This window comes from Leptothoe kymatousa TAU-MAC 1615, from assembly GCF_018739865.1.
GTDB classification, from domain to species: Bacteria; Cyanobacteriota; Cyanobacteriia; order Phormidesmidales; family Phormidesmidaceae; genus Leptothoe; species Leptothoe kymatousa.
The window spans coordinates 124,594-142,113 of sequence record NZ_JADOER010000009.1 but is presented as its reverse complement, the minus strand read 5'-3'; the positions used below and the strand labels follow the sequence as shown (position 1 = coordinate 142,113).

The 17,520-nt window shown below is 53.1% G+C and carries 13 protein-coding genes; 2 read left to right on the top strand and 11 right to left on the bottom strand.

The genetic code is table 11. From position 1 onward, the window contains the following. Nucleotides 1–6: 6 nt before the first annotated feature. The 11 genes from lpxB to IXB28_RS10430 all read right to left on the bottom strand — a co-directional run bounded on the left by lpxB (nucleotide 7) and on the right by IXB28_RS10430 (nucleotide 15,000). Nucleotides 7–1,242 (bottom strand): lipid-A-disaccharide synthase, encoded by a 1,236-nt coding sequence (lpxB, locus tag IXB28_RS10480; protein WP_215618529.1) that lies wholly within the window; start codon nucleotides 1,240–1,242, stop codon nucleotides 7–9. A 31-nt stretch (nucleotides 1,243–1,273) separates the two neighbouring features. Then, complete coding sequence (lpxA, locus tag IXB28_RS10475) at nucleotides 1,274–2,101, bottom strand: acyl-ACP--UDP-N-acetylglucosamine O-acyltransferase (RefSeq protein ID WP_215618528.1); 828 nt, start codon at nucleotides 2,099–2,101, stop codon at nucleotides 1,274–1,276. A 10-nt stretch (nucleotides 2,102–2,111) separates the two neighbouring features. Further along, the gene (gene fabZ / locus IXB28_RS10470; protein WP_215618527.1) at nucleotides 2,112–2,615 is read right to left on the bottom strand and encodes a 3-hydroxyacyl-ACP dehydratase FabZ; all 504 of its coding nucleotides are present in this window, start codon (nucleotides 2,613–2,615) and stop codon (nucleotides 2,112–2,114) included. A gap of 86 nt (nucleotides 2,616–2,701) precedes the next feature. Continuing rightward, a complete protein-coding gene (lpxC, locus tag IXB28_RS10465; RefSeq protein ID WP_215618526.1) occupies nucleotides 2,702–3,583 on the bottom strand; it encodes a UDP-3-O-acyl-N-acetylglucosamine deacetylase in 882 nt (293 codons plus the stop codon). Next, nucleotides 3,583–5,952 (bottom strand): BamA/TamA family outer membrane protein, encoded by a 2,370-nt coding sequence (locus tag IXB28_RS10460; RefSeq protein ID WP_215618525.1) that lies wholly within the window; start codon nucleotides 5,950–5,952, stop codon nucleotides 3,583–3,585. Before IXB28_RS10460 ends, lpxC begins: the two co-directional genes overlap by 1 nt. A 226-nt stretch (nucleotides 5,953–6,178) precedes the next feature. Continuing rightward, entirely contained in the window at nucleotides 6,179–6,907 is a 729-nt protein-coding gene (gene purC, locus IXB28_RS10455; RefSeq protein WP_215618524.1) for a phosphoribosylaminoimidazolesuccinocarboxamide synthase, read from the bottom strand. Nucleotides 6,908–7,025: 118 nt separating this feature from the next. Next, nucleotides 7,026–9,599 (bottom strand): GAF domain-containing protein, encoded by a 2,574-nt coding sequence (locus IXB28_RS10450; RefSeq protein WP_215618523.1) that lies wholly within the window; start codon nucleotides 9,597–9,599, stop codon nucleotides 7,026–7,028. A gap of 652 nt (nucleotides 9,600–10,251) precedes the next feature. After that, nucleotides 10,252–11,787 (bottom strand): lysine--tRNA ligase, encoded by a 1,536-nt coding sequence (lysS, locus tag IXB28_RS10445; protein ID WP_215618682.1) that lies wholly within the window; start codon nucleotides 11,785–11,787, stop codon nucleotides 10,252–10,254. An 83-nt stretch (nucleotides 11,788–11,870) separates the two neighbouring features. Then, entirely contained in the window at nucleotides 11,871–13,019 is a 1,149-nt protein-coding gene (locus IXB28_RS10440; RefSeq protein WP_215618522.1) for a response regulator, read from the bottom strand. Between the two features lie 291 nt (nucleotides 13,020–13,310). Continuing rightward, the gene (locus IXB28_RS10435; protein WP_215618521.1) at nucleotides 13,311–14,192 is read right to left on the bottom strand and encodes a glycosyltransferase family 2 protein; all 882 of its coding nucleotides are present in this window, start codon (nucleotides 14,190–14,192) and stop codon (nucleotides 13,311–13,313) included. Nucleotides 14,193–14,667: 475 nt separating this feature from the next. After that, nucleotides 14,668–15,000 carry a hypothetical protein gene (locus tag IXB28_RS10430; protein WP_215618520.1) on the bottom strand — a complete coding sequence of 111 codons (333 nt, stop codon included), beginning with the start codon at nucleotides 14,998–15,000 and terminating at the stop codon, nucleotides 14,668–14,670. 275 nt (nucleotides 15,001–15,275) lie between these two features. Here IXB28_RS10430 and IXB28_RS10425 point away from each other — a divergent pair, with 275 nt between their 5' ends. Continuing rightward, on the top strand, nucleotides 15,276–15,659 hold the full coding sequence (locus tag IXB28_RS10425) for a hypothetical protein (protein WP_215618519.1): 384 nt from the start codon (nucleotides 15,276–15,278) through the stop codon (nucleotides 15,657–15,659). 78 nt (nucleotides 15,660–15,737) lie between these two features. Further along, complete coding sequence (locus IXB28_RS10420) at nucleotides 15,738–17,513, top strand: tetratricopeptide repeat protein (protein WP_215618518.1); 1,776 nt, start codon at nucleotides 15,738–15,740, stop codon at nucleotides 17,511–17,513. Nucleotides 17,514–17,520 lie beyond the last annotated feature (7 nt).

Here is a 17,520-nt window from a genome sequence, read left to right as displayed (position 1 = left end):
CCTAAATCAGGCACTATATTCGGTAAGGTTATTTGCCTTACTGATGGCTAAATCTAGAATTTCATTTGCAGTGCGATCGCAAACACCTACGGTGCCTAACTGCTGTCGCATTGTTTTGTAGCCCTCCAGCATTTTCTGCCGCTGATCCGGATCGTTCAACAGATTTAGCGCCACTTGGCTGATGGCGTCCGGAGTTGCGTCCCACTGTACAAACTCCGGCACAATCGACTCCATGTTGACCAAATTCACAGGTGAAACATAGTCAGCCGAGAACTTGAGTAGGAATTCTGCGACCCAAGCCGTAATCCGATTTAAGCGGTACATCACCACCTGGGGCACATCCATCAGGGCAATTTCTAGATTGGCAGTGCCCGACTTGGTAATGGCTAAATCCGCAGCTGCGATCGCCAGAAGTTGATCCTCTTGTGCGACCACCTGTCCCTTTAGACCGTAGGCTTGCATCGCCTGTTCCAGGGGTTCACGAAACGTATCCCTAGCCAGGGGCACCAGGAACTGTAGTTGCGGCAGTTGGGCCTGTAGCTGTTGGGCTGCCGTGAATATGATCGGTACTACATAGGTGAGCTCCTGGGGCCGAGACGCAGGCAGCAGCGTGATCACCGTTGCGTCAGCCGCAATGGCTAACTGTTGGCGCGCGTCGCGTTTCGCTTCGACTGGAGAATAGTCCGCAAACTTATCCAGCAGGGGATGCCCCACCCAGGTCACCTGGCCCCCCCTGTCTCTGTAGTATTTTGCTTCCCCTGGAAAAATTGCTAAAACCCGATCGGCAATGGACAAAATCTTGTCCGTATCACCGGGCATCATGGCCCATACCCAGAGCTGGGGAGCAATAAAATAGGCAATGGGGGTGGTGGGATAGTGACGACGGATAAATTTGCCGATGCCCACATTGGGACCCATGTAGTCAATGAGCACCACCACATCTGGTGGGGTTTCCGTCAAATGTTGTTTAGCCCTGCGCTGTAGTTTGAGGGCCGCCGCCGCATGGGGCAATGCTTCAAACAGGCCAATGGAGCTAACGGGCACCGTATCCCCAATTAGGGTGGCTCCAGCGGCGGCCATGCGCTGTCCCCCCATGGCACTAATTTCAATCGCCAGGCCACGCTCAGATGCCTGACGTTTGAGCCCTTCCACTAAGAAACTGCCCTGCAAATCGCCAGAGACTTCCCCGGTGTGAATAAATACCCGCACAGGACGGGACCAACTAATATCGGTAGACTGCATGGTAGAAGCAGATGCTAGAACTGGCGGGACCTTAGTGACGCGACGGGACATGTCGCCCTGGAATCACCCCTCGCCGCCCCGGCTGTTGAGACGCCACTAAAAACCTATGGAGATGTTGCACGTACTCGTTGTTGGCAACAGACTCTAATTTGTCGAGGGCCTCGCTAAAGGTCAGCCCCGACCGATAGAGCAGGCGATAGGCTTGCTTGAGCCCCGTATATACGCGCCCCGATTCTAAATCGCCGATGCCGGAGCGTTTCAGACCCACCTGATTGAGCCCGCGCACCCGGGATGGATTGCCCTCTATCATCATGTAGGGGGGGGCATCCCGCTCAATCCGGCTCATGCCTCCTATCATGGCGTGACGGCCAATGTGTACAAATTGATGAATCCCCACTAGACCACTGATGCGGACATTGGATTCGATATGGACGTGGCCGGCCAGGGCAACAGAATTGGCGATAATCACATTGTCTTGAATCACACAGTTGTGGGCCACATGGGCATAGGCCATCAACAAATTGCCATGGCCTAAACGGGTAATCTCACCAAACCTTGTGGGGCGATTGATTGTGACATATTCGCGAAGATTGTTGTCATCGCCGATGGACACCAAGCTTTCGGACCCATCGTATTTTAGGTCTTGTGGTTCTAGACCAATCGCGGCCCCAGTAAAGATGCGATTGCGTTTACCAATCTCGGTGTGACCATCGAGCACTACGTGGGAACCAATTTCACTGTCCTTGCCAACGCTAACTTTTTCCCCAATCACGGCGTAGGGGCCCACTTTAACACTGGGATGAACTTGGGCCCTCGGATGGATGACCGCCGTAGGGTGAATCAGAGCAGTTGGGAGCATTGGTTCCGTTTTATTCAACCACAGAAAACATAAGGGTGCCTTCGCACGCGAGTTGACCATCGACCTCGGCTTTGGCTTGCATTTTGCCGAATTTTAGCCCGCGTACACTGAGCAATTCTGTTGTGATGACCAGCTGGTCACCCGGCACAACCGGACGGCGAAAACGAACTTTGTCGATGCCCGCAAACATGCATAGGCCATTAACACCAGGCATTTGAGTTAGCACAATGCCACCAACTTGAGCCATGGCTTCCACAATCAGCACCCCTGGCATAATGGGACGCCCAGGAAAGTGTCCTTGAAAGTGGGGTTCATTGAACGTGACATTTTTTAGGCCGACTGCCTGTTTGCCAGGAACATAGTCAATGATGCGATCCACTAGGGCAAAGGGATAGCGGTGGGGAAGGAGTTCTTGGATTTGTTCTAGGGTGAGGGTTATAGGGGAATCTTGCTCGGCATTAGCCGGTTGAGACTCTTGATTAGTATGTGTTTTATCTTCAATGATGGTGGCCATAGACTTTTTTTGACAGCAACGGCGTAGGTGTTTTCGGCTCATTAAACCTAGTCCACATCAAGAATTGTTTTTCCTGTAGAGAAAAACTACAGGGACAATCTGGAATGTGTTTTGGATGCCAACACATCTGCAACACAGGCAGTCGCTAACTGGCGAGCTAACTGCACGTGCAAATTGTGACTTGCGCGATAAGCGGTCACATGCATCGTAGGGAGAACACCTAATAAACTGAGATCCCCTACTAAGTCTAAAAGTTTATGACGTGCCGGTTCATTTGGAAATCTCAGGGGAGGGTTAAGCCAGCCTTGTTGGTCGCAAACGAGGGCGTTTTCTAGGCTGCCTCCCTTGATTAGTCCCTGAGATCGCAATCCTTCAATTTGGTGCGCCATGGCAAAGGTGCGAGCCGGTGCCACCAGTTCAAAAAAGTCTCCATCATTGGGAGACCAGCTATGCCACTGGTTGCCAATGGCCGCTACTGGAAAATCAATGCCATAGCTAAAGCGCAGCTGCGATGCGGGCACGGCCAGCACATAGGCATCACCCTCGCGCACAACAATGGGCTCTGACAGCTCAGGCAAGGTTTTTGGGGCGGTTTGTTCAACGGTGCCCACCGCTTGAATTTGGGTGCTCCAGTCTGCGGCTGAGCCATCCATTAAGGGGACTTCTGGCCCATCGATTTCAATGCAAGCGTTGTCAACACCTGCGGCCCATAGTGCCGCCAGGATATGTTCCACTGTGCGCACCTGGGCCCCGTCGGAGCCACCCAGCTGGGTGGATAGCTGGGTTTGATTCACCGCCGCCACCGCCGCTGGAATGGCAGTGGAGCCTAAATCAGTGCGCACAAATGTGCGATCGCTATTGACTGCCGCAGGTTTGATGGTGACTTGCGTTGTTTGACCTAAATGCAGCCCGATTCCCTGGCAGGTGACCGGAGTCGCCAGGGTGTGCTGCATGCCTAGGGCCGCCATTAGAAGCGCTCTCCAATACCAAAGTGAATGCGGCCATCCCCTTCATCGCTAAAGCCGTAGTCAAGGCGCAGCGCTCCTAGAGGGGTTTGCACACGAATACCCGCGCCATAGCCAAAGCCATTGCCGGGCTTGCCACGAATTTCGGCTGGGTTACCGGGCACGTCGTCCCCGGTGCCTAAGTCTGTGCCATAGTCCACAAACAAGGCCCCACCCAAGAAGGAGGTAAATAGGGGGAAGCGATATTCCGCCGTGGCCTGGGCAAAGGAACGACCAGAACCCAACTCACCCTCATCAAAGCCCCGCACCGAATTGGTGCCCCCCAAGGAAAAGGCCTCATAGGGAGGTAAGTCGCCCAGCACCGTACCCCCTTGAATATTGAGGGCAAGGGCTTGGGGACCATCGCCAAAGCGCAGTAAATTCACCGGAATATAGCGGCTATAGCTGGCCCGGACGCGATTGAAGAAGATGGAGCCTTTACCCACGGGAATGGTTTGTTCTGTCCCCAGGCGCAGCAGGCTACCACTGGTGGGGGCAACCGGGTTATTACGCTGGTCCCAGACCAAGCTAAAGGGCACGCTCAGCAAATCGTCTTTGCCATCGCCGCTGAAACTTAAATCGTTGCCTAGGCTGTCCTCTGGCGACAGGTCTCCATCGCTATCGCGAATGGAGATGCGCTGATATTCCACCCCGACGGAACCACTCCAGCCATTGTCCAGGGGACGGCCAAAGGACACGCCACCACCCAAACGATTTACCCGAGGGGTATCGCCGTTGGGCAGGTCAATGTCGGTATCGCCACCATCAAAGATAAGAGAAATGGACCGTCGGTTAAATCCATTGACGGTGTAGGAGGTGCGGTAAGGGTCACCGGCAATCCAGGGGTCAGTGAAGGAGACATCAAACAACAAGTCTCTTTCGCTCAGCTGTAGTTCCGTCCGTAAGCTGTGGTTATTGCCCCCCAGGTTGTCCTGTTGATAGCTGACGCTACCAAACACATCGCCGGTGAGGTTAAAGCCCACAGCGGCGCCGACAGAGCCGGTGCTGGCTTCATCGATGTTGACCACGACTTTCACCTTGCGCGGATCCTCATCACCGGGATCTAGGGAAAGGCGAACGTCATCAAAAATGCCGAGGCCAAACACCCGCTGTAGGTCTTCCTGGATGTTGTCTTGGCGAAAAACATCCCCTGGCTGAGTTTCAAATTCTCGAGTGACGATAAATGGGCGGGTTTTACCATCCACCGGCTCCCCATCGACAACGCTGTTGCCATCTTCGTCGATGTAGCGCACTTCGATGGATTCGATCACCCCTTCGGCCACAATCAGGGTGGCCACCCCCGTATCTGAAACCTGGGGAGCCGCCGTCACCTGGGCTAGGACGTAGCCCTGGGAGCGATACCACTCGTTTAGCTCTAAAATGCCATCCTGAAAATCAATCAGGTTGAGGATGCTGCCGTATTGGTCTCCAAAGATTTCGTCAATCTTTTCTTCGGGGAGTACACTTTCGGCGCCATCGGTGCGGATGTCAACGCCAGTGAGAATCGGATTGGGTTCTACGCCAAAGGTGACCCGCACCCCTAGATCGGTATCGTCGGGTCTGGCCCTAACATTGCCAAAATATCCAGTGGCAAAGACGTTGTTGATGTCTTCCTGGAGCTGGGTACGGGTAGCTGCGCGCCCGGGACGCAGGGTAATGGCCTGATAGACAACATCCTCTAGGAACGGATCTAGGGGGCTACCGTCTAGGGTGACCACGTCCAGCTCTGCCACTAGGACCTGGACGTCTTCTTCCGATTCTTCCGCCGGTGCCTCTTCGACAATAGTGTCGTCGCTGGGGGGCTCTGCGGTGTCCGGTGAGTCCGTTGGTGGGGCTTCCGACGCCGGTGCCTCCGGTGGATTGTCAATGCCCTCTAGCAGGCGTTGTAGGGCGTCTTCACGGCTTTCTTCAGATGGTTCAGCAGCCGGTTCCGCCGGTTCGACATCGATGGTTTGTTGGGCCAGCAGGGGCTCATCAGCCGGTTTGGAAAACTGAGGCTCGCCAGAGTTGACGACATTACTGGTGGCGACGGCTGGAATGGGAATGTCGTGTAGCTGTTCGTTAGACTGAGCAGTTTCTGCTGTAATATTGCCCGTTGCTACCACCGGTGAAACGGGAATATTGTGCTCTACTGACTGTTCGGTAGATTGAGCAGCTTCTGCTGTGGGAATACTATCGTTGACCACAGCGTTAGGCGCTGAGGTCTCAGCAGGCGCTGAGGTCTCAGCAAGAGCTGAGGTCTCAACTACCTCAGACCCTTCTGATGCGAACACGGGTAGGCTAAATAATGTCGCAACGGTGCAACAGGCCAATAGGGTCGGCGAAAATCGCATAGACAGAAAACGTACTCCTTACACCACATGGGAACAGTAGCTCTCAAGACTGACTTAGCAAGCTTCTGTTAATGACATACACTAAATCCGGTCTGAAGGGCTGTAGCTGAAATTTCAGCGCTCCCGATGTTTTTCTGCGGTGGCCTGATGACTACACCAGAAAAACATGAACAGAATTTAATACTTTATTTTCTGCAAAATTCTACCGCACAGACTCCCTCAATACTTAATTTGTGTGTGCCAGAATTCGATCTAACACTTGCTGATAGCCTGACTCGACATCGCCTAAATCCTGGCGGAATCGGTCTTTGTCCATCACCCGGCGCGCTATGTCAGTTTCATTTTGATTCCATAGGCGACAGGTGTCTGGGCTGATTTCATCGGCCAAGACGAGGGTGCCGTCGGTGAGGGTGCCAAATTCCAGTTTGAAGTCGACTAGGGTAATGCTGCAGCCGTTGAAAAAGTCAATGAGAATTTGATTGATGCGGCGGGCCAGGGTATCTAGCTGGTGGACAATCTCGTCACTGGCAATGGCCATTGCCCGGATGCGATCGCGGGTCAGCAGCGGATCCCCCAGCTCATCTTTCTTGTAGTAAAACTCCACCAGGGGCGGTGTCAGCGCGGTGCCCAGCCCTAAGCCTGTCTGGCGACACAGACTGCCCGCCGCCAAATTTCGCACCACCACCTCCAGGGGCACAATGGTCACCGGTTTCACCCACATTTCCCGCTCGTTGGGCGATTGGAGCCAGTGGGTGGGAATGCCCTCGGCCTCTAGTAACTGAAACAGATGGGTGGATACCGCATTGTTAATCTTGCCCTTATTGACGATGGTGCCCCGCTTCTGGGCATTAAACGCCGTGGCATCATCCTTAAAGTAAGACACCAGCACATTGGGATCTTCAGTCGCGTAGAGAATCTTTGCCTTGCCTTCGTAGAGCTTTTTGCGCTCAGCCATAGGATCACCCAGAAAAATTGCATCGCTCATTTTAGCGTGGCAACCTGCGGTTCTACCTAACCATCAAAGAGTTTTCCTTTTCCCGGTGGGGCCATGGTATCCCGCCCGATAGATTCAGTTATTTCGTGGTCATCACATAGACGCCATCCCACGTGGCCGGGGGTGGATTTTTCAAATAGCCATGGGTGCGACCGATGTGAATTGCCACAGCTTTATCCCTGGGGGCCATAGCTTGAGCCTTGGTAAATATTTTCAGGGCCCGCTCAAAATCTTGGGACGTGTAGGCTTTTCGACCCAACTGATAGAGCGATAGGAACTCCTCCTGCTTCTCTAGGAGCGGTTCAGAACGCTTACCAATTAGCTGATAGATTTTCACCGGCTGCATCTTGCCCTTCACTCGGGTCAAGTCCAGCTCCCGCGCCCAAACCAGTTCCCGGCAGGGGCGATAGGTGAATTCGCTCATGACGATGTCACAGCCATACTGTTTGGTCACCCCTTCTAACCGGGCACTGAGGTTCACACCATCCCCAATCACCGTATATTCCATTTTGCGGTGGGAGCCAATGTTGCCCGATACCACCTCACCAGAGCTGAGGCCAATGCCAATATTGATTTCCGGCTGCTTCTTTTCCCGTCGGAGCTCGTTAAACCGCACCAGCCGTTGGCGCATGTCTAAGGCAGATTGAATGGCCGACCAGCTATGGTTTTCCAACGGCAGCGGCGCACCAAAGACGGCCATCAGGGCATCCCCAATAAACTTATCCAGGGTGCCTTCATGGTTGAACACCGCCTCCACCATGGTTTCAAAATACTCATTTAGCATGGAGACCACCTGGGACGCTTCCAAGCTTTCCGTCAGTGTGGTGTAGCCACGAATATCCGAAAATAGCACGGTCACATCGCGGCGTTTGCCCACCATCAGAGAATCTTCCCCAAGGGCCATCACCTGTTCGGCCACGCTGGGGGTCATATAGCGGTACAACGTGGTCTTCATCCGCTTTTCTTGGCTGATGTCCTCTAGCACCACCAGGCCCCCGCGAACGCCCCCCTTCGGGTCCGTTAGGGGCGTCACCGTCAGATTGATGCTGTGCTCAAACTGATGGATATCCAGCTCTGGATCGAGTTCCTGGTTGGCCAAACCCCACAAATTGAATTGGGTATCTCGCCCCATGAGCTCATCCACAAAGCCAGAACCACTGCGGCGAGGCTGGGCCGGTATCAGCAGCGACAGGCTGCCCTCAATGTCGGCCATGGCCACGTGCAGATTTTGCTCCGGCACATAATGCTGGGCCCCTTTAGTCAAACTGTCCTTCAGGCGGTCATCCAGCTGTTCGATGGGAATCACCTCCCACACCAAACGACCCAGCAGGGCTTCCTCCCAGGCATGCTTGACCTCTTCCGCCGACTGGCCACTGGCGGCCATGCCTTCCATGGGGCACCCCAATAGCTCCAGGGCGGCTTCATTAATGGTGACGATGCGTCCGCCCATGTCGGTGGAAATAACCGCGTCAGAGAGGCTTTGGAGGATATCTTTCTGATACTGCTTTTCCAGCAAGACGCTTTCATACAGCTGGGCATTTTCCAGGGCGATGCCCGCCTGGATGTTAAATGCCCGCATAAACGATTCATCGGAGCGGGTAAAGGGACCTTGGGCTTTGTTGATCAGCTGGCTGACGCCAATGCGCTGTCCAGAGGAATTAAACACGGGCATGCACAAAATGCTGCGGGTGACATAGCCAGTGCGATCGTCCGCCGAGCGATCAAATCGATCATCCTTATAGGCATCAGCAATATTCAGCGTTTCACCGGTAAAGGCCACATAGCCCACAATGCTGTCTTCGTCGATGGCCTGGCGCAGCTCAATCATTTGGCTACCATCGGCATTGCGCACCTTGGACCACAGCTCATTGCCATCGATAATCCACAGGGTGCTGCGATCCGCCTGCATCAGCTTGCGCGCTTCGGCCATAACCGATTGCAGGGTCACCTCTAGTTCCAAACTTTGCTCCATGGACGAAATGGCGTTGAGCAAAGCGTTTAGGCCTTTTTGGGTGCGGGCCGCTGTGTAAAAAGAATTACAGCTCTCTAGCAGCACACCGATGGAACTCGCAAAGGATTCAAACTCCTTTTCATCCTCCAGGGTAAAGCGATCGTCGCCAATTTTATTGAGCAGCTGCACCACCGCAACAGCATTTTCCCCATTGCTAAAAATCGGCATGCAGAGAATGTTCTTGGTGCGATACCCGGTTTCCTTATCGGTAGCTCGGTTAAATCTGGGGTCGTCGTAGGCGTTAGGAATATTGAGGGTTTTGCGGGTTTCTGCCACATACCCGGCAATCCCCTTACCGATGGGAATACGAATCTCAACGGCCTTTTCCCCTTCCCCCTGGGCAATTTTCGACCACAGCTCTTTATTTTCATTGTCCACAATAAAAATTGTGGTGCGGTCTGCCTTTAAAATCTGCCCAATTTTAAGCGTGAAGGCCTCCAGTAGCTCTTCCAGGAGCGTTTCCAGGGACTGGTTATTGATCAGATTGATGGCTTTGAGAAAATACTCAAACTCTTGAATGATCAGTTCCAGCAGCTCGATAAATCTAGGCTTCGTTAAATGGCGAACCTGAGACTTGAGGCGCCCGGGTGTGGTGCCCTGGGACAAGCGGGCCAACGTGCTTTCTGCAGACGACTGAGCCATAGTGATTTATACGAGTTCGCAATAAATATATTAATTGGGGGATTTGCTGAGCTTTGGGAAGCTGTGAGCGTCAGCACCCTGCTCAGCAGGGTGTTGTCTAAATTGTGTCTGCCCTATATCAGCAACCGATAAGGCAATATTGCTGGTGTATGGAAGCAGTATGACCGTAATTTTCAGGCTAAGGTCACCTATTACAGCCAGTTTTCTGCCCGTACATCAGCAACGGTGTAAGGGAACCGCCGAGATCTCATAGTGCAGTATTCAAGACCACTAATAAGGTTTCCCCGAACACTGGCAGAAGACTGCGCCACTGTATATGTACTCAGCAGCATTCCCTCTAGTTTAATCACTTTGACCAAATAATTTTAATTAGACCCTACTGCTTTGGTTTTAGCATTGATCTAATTAGGCCAAATTAGTCCAAAAATCCTAGTCAGCCCTGGTGCCATAGATTTTTGCTTTAGCCCAAAAATCCTAGTCAGCCCTGGTGCCATAGATTTTTGCTTTAGCCCAAAAATCCTAGTCAGCCCTGGTGCCATAGATTTTTGCTTTAGCCCAAAAATCCTAGTCAGACCTGGCGCCACGGATTTTGCTTTAGCCCCAAGAACCCAGTCAGCCCTGGTGCCATGGATTTTGCTTTAGCCCCAAGAACCTAATCAGACCCGGACTGATCTGGTTTTAGCAAGGGAAACGCAATCACATCGCGGATGCTGGGGGAGTCGGTGAGAAGCATCACCAGCCGGTCGATCCCCATGCCCATGCCGCCGGTGGGAGGCATGCCATACTCTAATGCTGTCACGAAGTCCTCATCTAAACTGTGGGCCTCCAGGTCCCCTGCGGCTTTTTTCTCCGCCTGGGCTTCTAGGCGCTGGCGCTGGTCCACCGGATCCGTTAGCTCCGAAAAGCTATTGGCGGTTTCGCGACCCACAATAAATAGCTCAAAGCGTTCCACTAGGCCGGGCTTGGCTCGGTGGGGCTTAGCCAGTGGGGAAATTTCCACCGGGTAGTCCGTAATAAAGGTGGGCTGTATCAGGGTGGTTTCCACCGTTTGCTCAAAGGCTTCATTCAGGATGTGGCCAATGCTGGGGCAGTCGTCGATGCCGTGGAGACCGGCCTTTTTGGCGGCGGCCTTAGCGGCATCCAGCTCAGTAAACTCAGCAAAGTTGATGCCTGTTTTTTCCGCCACCGCATCGTGCATGGTGATGCGCTTCCAGGGGGTGCTGAGGTCAATGGCCTCTCCCTGGTAGGTGATTTGGGTGGTGCCCAGGACTTCTTCTGCGGCATTGACAATCAGGGCTTCGGTAATGTCTATCATGTCGTGGTAGTCGGCGTAGGCCTGGTATAGCTCGATGGAGGTAAATTCTGGATTGTGCCGGGTGGAAATGCCCTCATTGCGGAAGATGCGACCCATTTCAAAGACCCGCTCAAAGCCGCCCACAATCAACCGCTTTAGGTGTAACTCTGTGGCAATGCGCAGATAGAGCTCCATGTCTAGGGTGTTGTGGTAGGTGACAAACGGACGGGCGTCGGCACCACCGGGTTCGGATTGTAGAACGGGGGTCTCAATTTCGATAAAGTTTTGATTGTCAAGATAGCGGCGAATGGATGCGGTGATTTGGGCCCGCTTGCGAAATGTATCGCGCACTTCGGGATTGACGATTAGATCCACATAGCGCTGGCGGTAGCGTTTGGCCACGTCGGTGAGGCCGTGCCACTTGTCGGGCAGGGGCTGTAGCGCCTTGGTGAGGATGGCATAGGTGCTGACTTTCACCGATAGTTCGCCCTTATCGGTGCGTTTGATGATGCCCCTCACGCCCATAAAGTCGCCCACGTCGGTGAGCTGTTTTAGGTGGGTAAAGGCTTGTTCATCGGTGTCGGCCATGGCGGCCTGGATGGTCTTTTTGTCTAGAAATAGCTGAATCGAGCCAGTTTCGTCTTGCAGGGTAAAAAAGGCCAGCTTGCCGAATACCCGCCGCACCATGATGCGACCGGCGATGCTGACTTTAAAGTCTGCTTCTTCTCCGTTGGGTAGGTCAGCAAATTGTTTCTGGAGTTGGGCGGACTGGTGGCTGATGTCCCAGGTGTAGGCATAGGGATTGAGGCCCAGCTGTTTCAAATCGCTTACTTTTTGTAGGCGAGCAGCGCGAATTTCGCGGGGGTTTTGAGCATCGGGCTGGGAGCTGGGCATGCGTTCAGGGTCGGTAAGTTTGCAGGAATTAATTGTATGGGGGGACTGGGGAATGGGCAATGGTTCGCCCAGCTTGTTGGGGCCTAGGTATCCTTTGTCGCAATATGCTTATTCAATAGCTGGGCAATTTTTTCCGGGGCGGGGGGTTTGGCGAGGAAGTCGTCGGCACCGACCATTTTGGCCCGCACCCGATCGATCATGCCATCGCGCCCGGTCAAGATAATGATGGGGGTTTTGTAAAATTCTTTGGTATTGCGCAGGAATTTACAAAGTTCATAGCCGCTGATGTTCGGCATGATCAAATCCAGAATAATGAGGTCTGGGCGATGCTGGGTGAGGATGGAAATTTGTTCGACGGGGCGAGTGATGGGTAAGACTTCATAGCCCATGGGCTGTAAGAGTTCGGCCATGACTTTGCTGACCAGGGGGCTGTCGTCGATGCAGGCTACTAACCCCTTGGTTTTCGGCTTCATGGCCTGGGAGAGGGGCCGGGTGGTATGGGGCGCTGGAATATCGTCAATGGGGAGGAGGTCGACCCAGCCTTCGTAAATTAAGGGCACCAGCATTTTGACGACGTCGGCCATGGGGCGTTGGGTTTGGGCGGCAATATCCCAGAGGGTGACGTTCCCCTGCATCCAGCGACTGACGCGCTTATAGCTGGCGGCGGATAGGTGTACCTGTAGCCCTCGGGCATTGATGATGATGGGTGAGAGGTAGGGAAGCTCGTGGGGGGCGACGGTGGGCAGGTGGTCGCCAGCAACGGCCTTCCAGCGGCTGTAGATACGGCGCGATCGCACCAACGACTGCTGCACCGACACAAACAGCGCCTGTTGCCCCACCACCCGGTTGTCATGCCAGCGTAGATGTTCTGCCGGGTAGTCCGTCAGGGACAGCACCACCTCTTCCACAATGCTGCGAAATGCGGCCTTTGCCTGGTTTAGCGAGATAAACTTGCGCTGCACCGCCTGGTGAATAAAGTCCACTTCCCAATAGTCGCCGGGGGTGTGCATGTAGGTAAACCAGCGACTAGAAAACTGATCGTTATGGCGTTTTAGCGAACGGTACCATCGCCGCACAGGATGCCGCCCCCCCGTGGCGTAAATTAATCGCCCCGAATAAAAATAAAGCTTCCAACATTCGCCGGTGCCCGACTCGACAATAAGTTCACCGGTTTGATGGTTGTGGGCAAGGGTTAGCAGATATTGTGCTAGAGATTTAGCCTGGGTCAACATATCACTAAATAATTAAGGCTTTGGGCCATGACCCAGAGCCTTCTTAAATTGCCTAATTTTTCAGGTATAGTTCACAAACATTGTTCGTTGAACCTAATCTATGCAAGGCAAAATGCAGCCCTGTAACAAGGTAAAAAGTAGCCCTGTCTTCTGGGGTTAGTTTGTCCACAGTTATCCGAACCCAACTATTTGTTCGTTAAACCGTTAATTTCAAACGAAACCGTTAGGAATTCTCCCCAGGCTTCCTACTTCCGAATTCTCTCTGTCGATATTCGTCTGGTGAAGAACGTTCTAAGTTGTTCTGGCGAGTTCTTTCGGTTCTTGCTGTGGCGATGGCGTGGTGAGGTCTACGTCGCTGGTGTAGCCGTTTTGTAGTTCCCACACTTTTAGGGTGATTAGATACTCATAAAAGGCTTGGAGCATGCACCAGGTAAATCCGGCGTGGCCGTCTAAAATGCCGCCCAAAAAAATGTACATGTAGAAGAATCGCACCACGGGGCGAAAGGGCAGCCGCAGGGATAGATCTTTGAGGGCGCGGCGGCGTTCTACTTCGGAACGGCCAAAGAATAGTGTCCGCCAGTCTACGCCGTGGTCCGAGAGTTGTTTGATGGTCTCTGCCGCTTCGTTAGTAGAGTAGCGGTTGTGCTTTTCGATCCAGCGGTTGAGACCTTTGCCACAGGTGTAGTGGGGGTAGGTGGCTGTTAGAAAGCCGGTGGAACCATCGCACACTTCCCGCTCGGTGTGGCCATAGTCGTCGAACCAAACATAGTCTTTGTCTAGCAGCCGTAGCTGGTAGCGGGGATATTGGGTGCTGTGGCGGATCCAGCGGTTCATAAACATGACCCGCTCGGCGGCATAGTAGCCCACGTGTTCGCCCGCCTGGGCCGCCGCCACACATTCGTTGAACAGTTCCGGCGTCATCCGTTCGTCGGCTTCTAGTAGATACACCCACTGGTGTTTGGTGGGGACGTTGCGCAACATCCAGGTACGCTGTTTGCCGTGGCTTTCGAAGGTGTGTTGAACGGTGCGTACGGGATAGTTTTCGGCGATTTCGACGGTGCGATCGCTACTAAACGAATCCACCACAATCACATCATCGGAAATTAAAGCTGACTCAATGCACGCTGCAATATCTCTTTCTTCGTTGTGGGTCAAAATAAAAATCGAAATCATTGCAACGTTCCAACGGTTTTCTAGCGGAGTCAGGAAACACACAATCAGCTATGTGTATCAGATTGCCCGCTATTTGTGGTAATGGCGCAAAAAAGGCTGACTTACCACCAATGTTTGATGTAACTTTGCCAAACCATAAAGGTCCGGAAAAATTCAGCTAGCCTTAACCTGAGGATGATATTGCCCCACCCAGATCCTAACTGACGACACCCCCCGAATTATTTTTATTTGAATGAAGATTAATAGCCATTGTGAGAGGATCTAAACCCCTCCGTTGGTTATCTTTGGCAAGGCTCGGTGTACACACATTTCGGCCTACGGTTCAAAATGCTGCATTGGCTCCCTTTAATGGCTACCGTGTATGCATGGGTCAGAAGAAAATGGCCAAACCTCTTGCCCTTCAATGGCTTTAGGGAGGGGCTGAAGATTTAGCCCATGCTCGGAGGGCTTTAGGGAACCGTCGCCAGACTCCCAATTATTTATAGCTATTTAACCGCTGCTGGGCCGCCACAATGGGGCTATCTATTTCAAAGTCGGTGCAGTCGATGGCATCTTCCGACATGGCGCTGGTGGGGTGTAGCGGACACTTCAGCACTGACTGGTTGGTAAAAAAGCTGCAATCGGCGCAGGGAATACGATGCATGGTTTGGGCTCGCTGCACACCATCGCGGGTGGCGGCCACCATTTGCCAGAGGCCAAGGATGACCACAGACCAGGCCAGCACAAAGCAAATGGGGCTGAGGTAGGGCTGCAGCCACTGCATGATGTGCAGCAAAATCAGATGGACCAGTTGAAGCAGTTGATACACAGGCAGATTCCCGATGGGGCATGCCCAACGAGGACGGGCATTGCCCACCATTTAATCGATAAATAAAAATCCTTTTTTCAAAGCGAAAATATTCGTAGCAAACTTTTTTCTGGGGTGGGTTGAGCGATGGCCCGGTTGGCACCCACCCCGGTGCCCCTCCCCGGAGGGGGTTAGGTGTTGGTCTTTGCCATAGGTTGCTGAAGGTACCCGGTTGGGGGACTGGCAAATATCAAGCAGAGTTGCTAAAACGTAGGTGCAAAATCTCTACGCTGCCCATGGATCCATTGACCATTGCCGTTGCTGCTGCCACCGTTGTCCTGACCAAAATGTTGGAGAAAACGGGTGAGACCATGGGTGAAAAGGCCATGGAAAGAGGTGGCAAGCTGCTGGATGCCCTGCGACGTAAATCTCCTGATACGGTGGCTAAGTTGGAACAGGCGGCAAGCCAAAAGTCTCTTCCCGGAGACTCGGATATTATTGATGCCGAGATTATTGAGGAAGTTGAGAAGATTGCCCAGGCAGATCCTGAAATTAAGGCCGGTGTGGAGGCTGTTGCCGATGCGGCCAACTCTGCGGGTGTGGTGAATGCTGGTAAGCTGGCAGATAAAATTGGCATCCTTAACCAGGGACGCATTGATAACGTCACCCTCAACCTTTAGCTACAGTCGCCGGGAGGGGAACCGCCGAAGAAAACCACCCCAGATTATGGTCTTGAAAATCTTGTTGCCCGCGAGTTTGTGGGGCGACAAAATGAGCTGGATGACCTTGGTAAGAAGCTAAACAACTCGGACCAGGTGGCCATTACTGCGGTGTCGGGCATGGGTGGCATTGGCAAGACTGCCCTGGCCCAGCAGTATGTGCGCACGGCAAAGGAACAATACCCCGGTGGGCGCTGGTATTTTAAGGTAAAAGAACAGAACCTGGCCACACTGTTAGTAAGTGCAGTAAAAACAAAATTTGACTGGCAGTTGCCGGATGGCATAACGGATGGTGCGGCCCAGGCAAAGTGGTGTTACGACCGCTGGTGTGAAACGTTTCCAGGGCCGCGGCTGTTGTTGTTGGATGATGTGCAGGCCTATGGTGATGTCAAAGACTGTTTGCCCGTAGACCAGACCAGCTTTCGGGTGTTGATGACCTCGCGGCAGCGGTTTGGCAGGCCGGTGGATCGGTTGGATTTGGGGGTGTTGCCCCTGGATGAGGCCATGGACTTGCTGACTCGGTTGATGGATGACGGGGACCGGGTGCGGCGGCAACAGACGGAAGCGGAGGCGCTATGTAAGTGGGTGGGGCGGTTGCCCTTGGGGGTGGAGTTAATTGCGCGATATTTGGCGCTGCATCCCAATGTGTCGTTTGCGAAATTGCTGGAGCGGCTGGAGCGGAAGCGGCTGGATGCGAAGGCGATGCGGACATTGCCGGAGGAGATTGCCTATGAGTATTCCATAGAGGCGGCGTTTGAGCTGAGCTGGCAGGATTTGACCCCAGGGACGAAAACGTTGATGGGGCTGTTGGCGGTGTTTGCGGCGGCACCGATACCGCAGGGGTTGATTGAGGGGGCGCTGCCGGAGTGGGATGAGGAGGATTTGGAGGATGGGCTGGATGGGGAATTGGTGCGGCGTAATTTGTTACAGGGTGATAATGATGGAAGCTATCAGCTGCATCAGTTAATCCGTGAATTTACGGTGAGTAAATTAGAAACTGAACTCAGTGATCAAACGTCTACATTGCAAAAAGGCGTGGCCGTCGCAGTGACTAACTTTGCTAGCGCTATTGAACCCATGGTTAGGAAATATGACCTGCCCAAGGTGGGTTTAGGCTTGCCCCATATGGCATTGGTAGCTACAGGGCTTAATCATGTTCTGGCGGATGATGACAATCCAGGTTGGGTATTTACTGGTTTAGCCAGGTTTTATCAGAGTCAAAGCCTCTGGCCAGAAGCTGAACGCTGGTATAAAGGGCGTTTGGAAATGACGGAGGAACGGTTTGGCTTCGATCATCCCGACACCGCCACGAGTCTGAATAATCTGGCTGGGCTGTACGAATCAATGGGGCGCTACAGCGAAGCGGAACCGCTGTATGCGCGATCCTTAGAAATCAGCGAAGCGCAACTCGGGCCTGATCATCCCTCCACCGCCACGAGTCTGAATAATCTGGCTGGGCTGTACGAATCAATGGGGCGCTACAGCGAAGCGGAACCGCTGTATGCGCGATCCTTAGAAATCCGAGAAGCGCAACTCGGGCCTGATCATCCCTCCACCGCCATTAGTTTACATAATTTTGCTTATTTCTATGGTCAGATGGAACGTTATGGTGATGCAGAAAAAATGTTTGTTCGAGCTGTCACCATTGCCCAAACTGTTTTAGGCCAAGACCATCCCCACACAAAAATCTTCTTTAAAAACTTTGTTGGTCTCTTACAAAAGGTGATCGAAACAAACCAAACCCAACAACTTTCAGATCATCCCCTCACCCAATCCATCCTAAAAAATCTGTTGTCCAACGATTCCGAACAATAAGCAATGG